The following is a 5,599-nucleotide window of genomic DNA, read 5'->3' on the forward strand; positions in this document are numbered from 1 at the left end:
CAGAGCTTCCGCCGCATCGCGGTACGGTACGAGCGCCACGTCGAAAACTTCCTCGGCTTCGTCCACCTCGGATGCATCGTCGTGTACCTCAGGAGACTCCTGGACGATTTATGAGATGACTTCTAGTCTGGCCAAACTTCCTGATGAACACCCTCTTAGAGAAGGCAGCCAGGAGCTGCTCGGCCGCTTCATGCGCGATGGTGGCGGCGACAAGGTCGCCTGAATAGGCGGCCGTCACCTCCCCTTGAATAAGCACCGCGAGAAGGCCCGCGCATGGCTCGGCTCCGGAGCCCCAAAAGGCGGCAACGTCCGAAGTGCTACCACTACGCGACGGCGAGGCGGCCGAAACGGCGGCCTCGGGATCCGAACTGGCACCACCACGCGTCAACGGGTGGGATCCGTCGTCTGAGGGACGCGGATCGAGCGGGTTACGCCGGGTCAGGGGTGATGGAACCGTTCTCCGAGGTCACCTTCGAGGTCCGCGCGGGGCTCGAAACCAACCTCGGAGGTTCCCCCCGTATCCATCCCCCCCTGCCATCCCACCCTCCTCGCCATCCGGGAGATCGCCACCGAGGACGGCCTCAGCGCGGAAACGGCTTGCTGCGACGTTCTCGGTGGGTGGCCTTGGCGGAGCGCGCGCGGCCTGCAGCGCCTTGCAGGATCGGGCGCACGTCTCGTGCGCTCTCGATCAACGCTCGCACCACGGGCGCGTCGGCGTCCTCCGCGCGCCAGGTGACGAACTCACGCAGATGAATGTGGAGGTCTTCGACGGGTCGCCATAGCAAAGAGGTCTGCGAAGCCGGTTCCCAGAACTTCTCCGAGAGGAAAGTGACCGCGTCGCCGATCACGACCAGAGCCAGGAGCGCCTCCAGGTCGAGCACCTCCGCCGTCACGTGCAGCGTCACGCCCTGTGCGCGCGCCGCCGCGATGATGTCCGCGTGGAGCCGTGGATAGAGCTGACGTGGCTGGAGCAGCACGCGCTCGCTCTCGAGGTCTCGAAGCCGGATCTTCTCGCGCCGTGCGAGTCGATGCTCAGGGGAGAGGAGCAGCCCGAGTCGGTCACGGGCCATTTCGAGGTGGGCAAGGGCGTCGTCACTGGGCGCGTAGGCGCCGTAGCCGAAGTCGATCGTCCCCTGCCGGAGCGCCGCCCATTGCTCGACGCTGCTCAGGGGGATGAGCTGCAGGCCGACACGGGGCGTTCGCTTTCGGAACGCTGCGACGAGGGACAAGAACGCACCCATGAAGGTCGTTCCCGTCTCGAAGCCGATGACCACGGTGCCGAGCCTGCCTTCGGCAATTCCCTTGGCTTCGTCGACGGCCGTGTCGACGCTCGCGAGGATGCTCCTGGCTCGCTCCGCGAAGACCTTCCCTGCGGCCGTGAGCTTGATTCCACGCCCTTCGGGCGCGAAAAGCTCCACGCCCATCTCGTCCTCGAGGTCCTTCATCTGCCGGCTCAGCGGAGACTGCGAAACGTGGAGCCTCGCGGCGGCTCGGCGGAAGTTCTGCTCCTCGGCGATCGTCACGAAATAGCGCAGGTGTCGGAGTTCCATGGGGTTCGTGACCGTTACTCTAAAGGCATCATAGCCGTGCGATCAATGTCTTGGACGGCTCGGTACGAGAAACATACCCTGCTCTCCCATGAATTCCACGACTCGTACCGACACGCGCGTGCTGGTCTCTGGCGCCAGCATCTCTGGTCTCACCATCGCCCATTGGCTCGCCCGATTCGGCTTCGCGGTCACGGTGGTCGAACGCGCGCCGCATCTGCGTCCGGGCGGCCATGCGCTCGATGTGCGCGGTCCGGCCCTGGAGGTTGCGGACCGGATGGGCATCCTCGCCACGATTCGCGATCGGAGCACGAAGCTGGCGGGCATCGCTGTTGTCGACGCGGCCGGTCAGGAGATCTTTCGGAGCACGGAGAGCACCTTGACGGGCGGCCGGCTCGACAGCCCCGATGTCGAGATCCTGCGGGACGACCTCTGTGACGTGCTTCATGAAGCGGTGGGCGGCCAAGTCGAATACATCTTCGGCGACTGCATCGCGTCGCTGACCCAGGACGCGTCGGGCGTCGACGTCACGTTCGTCACGGCCGCGCCTCGCCGCTTCGAGCTCGTGATTGGCGCCGACGGAGTGTACTCGGGGGTGCGGCGGATTGCCTTCGGCCCCGACGAACAGTTCCTGCGCGCCTTCGGTGACCTGTACGTCGCGACGTTCGGCATGCCGAACTTCCTCGGCCTCGAGCGCTGGCAGGTCATGTACCAGCAGCCTGACTCCGTCGGCGCGCTGGTCATGGGCCTGCGAAAGGATGTCAACGCGAGGACGTATCTCGGCTTCAACGCCTCGAAGGGGATCGATTACGACTTCCGCGACATCGACGCGCAGAAACGATTGCTGGCCGATCGCGTCGCCGGCGCGGGCTGGGTGATTCCGCAGATCGTGGAGCACATGCTGCGCGCGACCGATTTCCATTTCTACTCGCTGAGTCAGGTCCGCATGAACCGTTGGTCGCGCGGGCGGATCGTGCTGGTCGGCGATGCTGGCTACGCCGTCTCCCCGGGTACGGGTCAGGCCACCTCGGTCGCAATGGTCGGCGCCTACGTCCTGGCCGGTGAGCTCGCCACGCACAAGGAGGATCTGGTTTTTGGGATCGCCGCGTACGAGGATTGCCTGCGCGCCTATGTGATTCGTAATCAGGACATTGCGCTGGAGCAGAACGCTAGGCCCTACGAACCGACGTACGAGGATGAGACCGCCCCGCCAGGCGGCATTCCGGACTACGGCGCGCTGACGCTGCCGTTCGCGCTCCAGAACTACGAGGATCTGGTGAGGCTTCCGTGAGCTCCACGAATCCCGGGCCCCCGCGCCCGCAGAGGCCTGGTCGCCTGGTATCGCTGCTCTTGGACCTCTCCACCCGCGAGGCCGAGGTCCGGCACGTCGAGGCGGTTGGGGAGCACTTCCGCTTGGTCACCCTCGCGGGCGAAGGGCTCCGGGGAGCGGCATGGACGCCGGGCGACATGGTGCAGATCATCCTCTCGGGGGCGACGTTGTTCGGCCCGTGGGAGCTCCGCTCGTACACGCCGCTCGCGTACGAACCCGACACGGGGACGACCCAGATCCTCGGCTACATCCATGGGCACGGCCCCGGCTCCGACTGGATTGCAGCGGCAAACGTGGGCACGCGCTGTCGTTTGGTGGGGCCCCGCTACGCGCTCTCGCTGCGGAAGGCGGAGCGGCCGGCGGTTTTTTTCGGCGACGAGACGTCGTTCAGCACCGCCGTCGCGCTTCGCGAGACGCCATCGGGATATCGGGGCGTGCGGTTCGTCTTCGAGGTCGATTCCGTCGAGGATGCGCGCGCGGTCGTCGAGCGGTTCGGCATGGGGGACGCCGTCGAACTCGTCGCCCGAGAAGAGGGCGACCGTCACCTCGACGAGCTCGAGCGCGCAGTGCTGGACACATACCGCTCGACCGAAGCGACACGCGGGATCTTGACGGGCAAGGCACCGTCGATCCAGCGACTCTACAAGGCGCTGCGAGCCGTCGGCGTACCGGGCCGGCGGTTGACCAACGTCGCCTACTGGGCTCCCGGGAAGAAGGGGCTCTAGAACTCTTCTGGTCGCGGTTCCGCAAGGACCAAGTCGGGGCAGCCATCCGTGACCTGGGCATTGGCTGCGTGACGGTGCCGAATTTTTCCTTCTTTGAGGACGCGCCGTACATTCACAACGTCTGGAACCGATGGCGCATGATTCGGGCTGCTGAATGGCTTTCGGCCGCGGGGGTTGCCGTCGTTCCTCACCTCAATGCACTCAACTCGAACGACTGGGACTTCTGGGCTGGCTATCTCCGAGAGCATCCAGACGTAACCTGCGTAGCAAAGGAGTTCCAGACGGGAAACAGTAAGTCTGAATATGCGCGCGGGTTCGAGGCAGCAGCCGCCTAACCCCTCAGAAGAGCAACAGAAACAGCATCATTTCAGCCACTTTTGCGAAGTTTGACCGGGGAGGGGGAGGCGACATGGCGGGACGTGGCGGGACGTCTTTGGATGGCGGTTGAGGCCATGGTGAGGCCACAACCGTCGACCTCAAGCAACTTCAGTGTTGTGCTCGCGCCGTTGGTGAAGAGTGTCCCAGTGCATGGGAAAAATGTATTCCTCTGATTTTGGTAACATTTCTGGGGTTTCTTGTGGCTACTACCTACACGAAGGCAACGCCTGCCCCGGTGTCGAGGGGCACGAAATCAGACGTTCAAACTGGTCAAACGTGGAGCCGGGGTGTGTCGCGGGACGCTACTTCGAGTTCTCACCGTTCGGTGGGTCGCTGCGGTCGTAGGCCTCCTGATGCTCCCGGATCGCGTCAATGTGCGCGAGCGTCCATTCGTGGAGGGCCGCGAACGGCTTCTGGAGCGACCGGCCGAGCGGTGTGAGCGCGTACTCGACACCCGGGGGAGAGCCACCAAGGACGCGGCGACGGATCATTCCGTTGCGTTCGAGCTTCCGCAACGTCTGGGTAAGCACGCGCTGCGTGACCCCCTCCAGCCGTCGCTTGATGGCGTTGAAGCGATGTGGCCTAGCGACGAGCACGGCCAGGACCATCATCGACCACTTGTCGCCAACCTGGTCGAGGATGATCCGGCTCGGACAGTCGGCGCGGTAGATGACGTCGTCTTCGGTATCGTTAGGCATACTTGGGATGCTTAAGGTGCGTTCTTGCACCTAAGGATGCAATCGATATCTTGGTCGCATGAAGCGATTCAAAGACAAGGTTGTAGTCATCACCGGGGGCAGTGACGGAATCGGACTCGCGACGGCCAAGGCCTTCGCTGCGGAGGGCGCCAAGGTCTACGTGACGGCACGCAGACAAGATCGGCTCGACTTGGCGGTCGCCGAGATCGGTGGTGCCACCATCGGCGTCCAAGGCGACGTTGGGAACCTCGACGACCTCGATCGGCTTTACCAACAGATCAAGCGCGAACATGGCCGGGTCGACGTCGTCTTCGCAAACGCGGGGATCTCCGAGTCGTTCGCACTCGACTCCATCGACGAGGCGCACTTTGACCGTGTGTTCAGCGCGAACGTCAAAGGCATGGTCTTCACCGTGCAGAAAGCGCTCCCGCTTCTCGTGTCGGGTGGTGCAGTGATCCTGACGGGTTCCGGCAGCGGCAGCAAAGGCTTCGCCGGTCTGACGGTCTACAACGCGACCAAAGCAGCGATTCGGTCACTTGCCCGAACGTGGACGACGGAGCTCAAGAGCCGAGGCATCCGCGTGAACGTGGTGTCGCCCGGTGTCATCGACACGCCGGCGATCCACACCTTCCTTCGGAACGCTCCGGAGATGGAGAGCGCCCTGAAGCAAATGACGCCGCTCGGTCGTATCGGAGCGCCGGAGGAGGTCGCCAAGGCTGTGCTCTTTCTCGCCTCGAACGAGAGCAGTTTCGTGGCTGGCGTCGAGCTCTTCGTGGACGGCGGTATCATGGCCGTCTAGAAGTCATCTCATAAATCGTCCAGGAGTCTCCTGAGGTACACGACGATGCATCCGAGGTGGACGAAGCCGAGGAAGTTTTCGACGTGGCGCTCGTACCGTACCGCGATGCGGCGGAAGCTCTG

5 protein-coding genes are annotated in these 5,599 nt (G+C 64.1%); 3 read left to right on the forward strand and 2 right to left on the reverse strand.

All coding sequences use genetic code 11. The features are described 5' to 3' along the window. Positions 1 to 581 precede the first annotated feature (581 nt). Positions 582 to 1,550, reverse strand: a complete 969-nt coding sequence (locus tag QHF84_RS50010; protein ID WP_281320768.1) for a LysR family transcriptional regulator — start codon at positions 1,548 to 1,550, stop codon at positions 582 to 584. Between the two features lie 88 nt (positions 1,551 to 1,638). On the opposite strand from QHF84_RS50010, the gene QHF84_RS50015 reads away from it, so the two are divergent. Together QHF84_RS50015 and QHF84_RS50020 are read left to right on the forward strand one after the other, a co-directional pair. Beyond that, the gene (locus QHF84_RS50015) at positions 1,639 to 2,838 is read left to right on the forward strand and encodes an FAD-dependent monooxygenase (protein ID WP_281320769.1); all 1,200 of its coding nucleotides are present in this window, start codon (positions 1,639 to 1,641) and stop codon (positions 2,836 to 2,838) included. Next, positions 2,835 to 3,602, forward strand: coding sequence for a siderophore-interacting protein (locus QHF84_RS50020; protein ID WP_281320770.1), 768 nt, complete (start codon positions 2,835 to 2,837; stop codon positions 3,600 to 3,602). Before QHF84_RS50015 ends, QHF84_RS50020 begins: the two co-directional genes overlap by 4 nt. Positions 3,603 to 4,282: 680 nt before the next feature. On the opposite strand, the gene QHF84_RS50025 is transcribed toward QHF84_RS50020, so the two are convergent. Next, entirely contained in the window at positions 4,283 to 4,678 is a 396-nt protein-coding gene (locus tag QHF84_RS50025; RefSeq protein ID WP_281320771.1) for a helix-turn-helix domain-containing protein, read from the reverse strand. Positions 4,679 to 4,736: 58 nt separating this feature from the next. Between QHF84_RS50025 and QHF84_RS50030 the strand changes: the two genes are divergently transcribed. Continuing rightward, a complete protein-coding gene (locus QHF84_RS50030; RefSeq protein ID WP_281320772.1) occupies positions 4,737 to 5,477 on the forward strand; it encodes a glucose 1-dehydrogenase in 741 nt (246 codons plus the stop codon). Positions 5,478 to 5,599 lie beyond the last annotated feature (122 nt).

This window comes from Polyangium sp. y55x31, assembly GCF_029946505.1.
Taxonomy (GTDB): Bacteria; Myxococcota_A; Polyangia; order Polyangiales; family Polyangiaceae; genus Polyangium.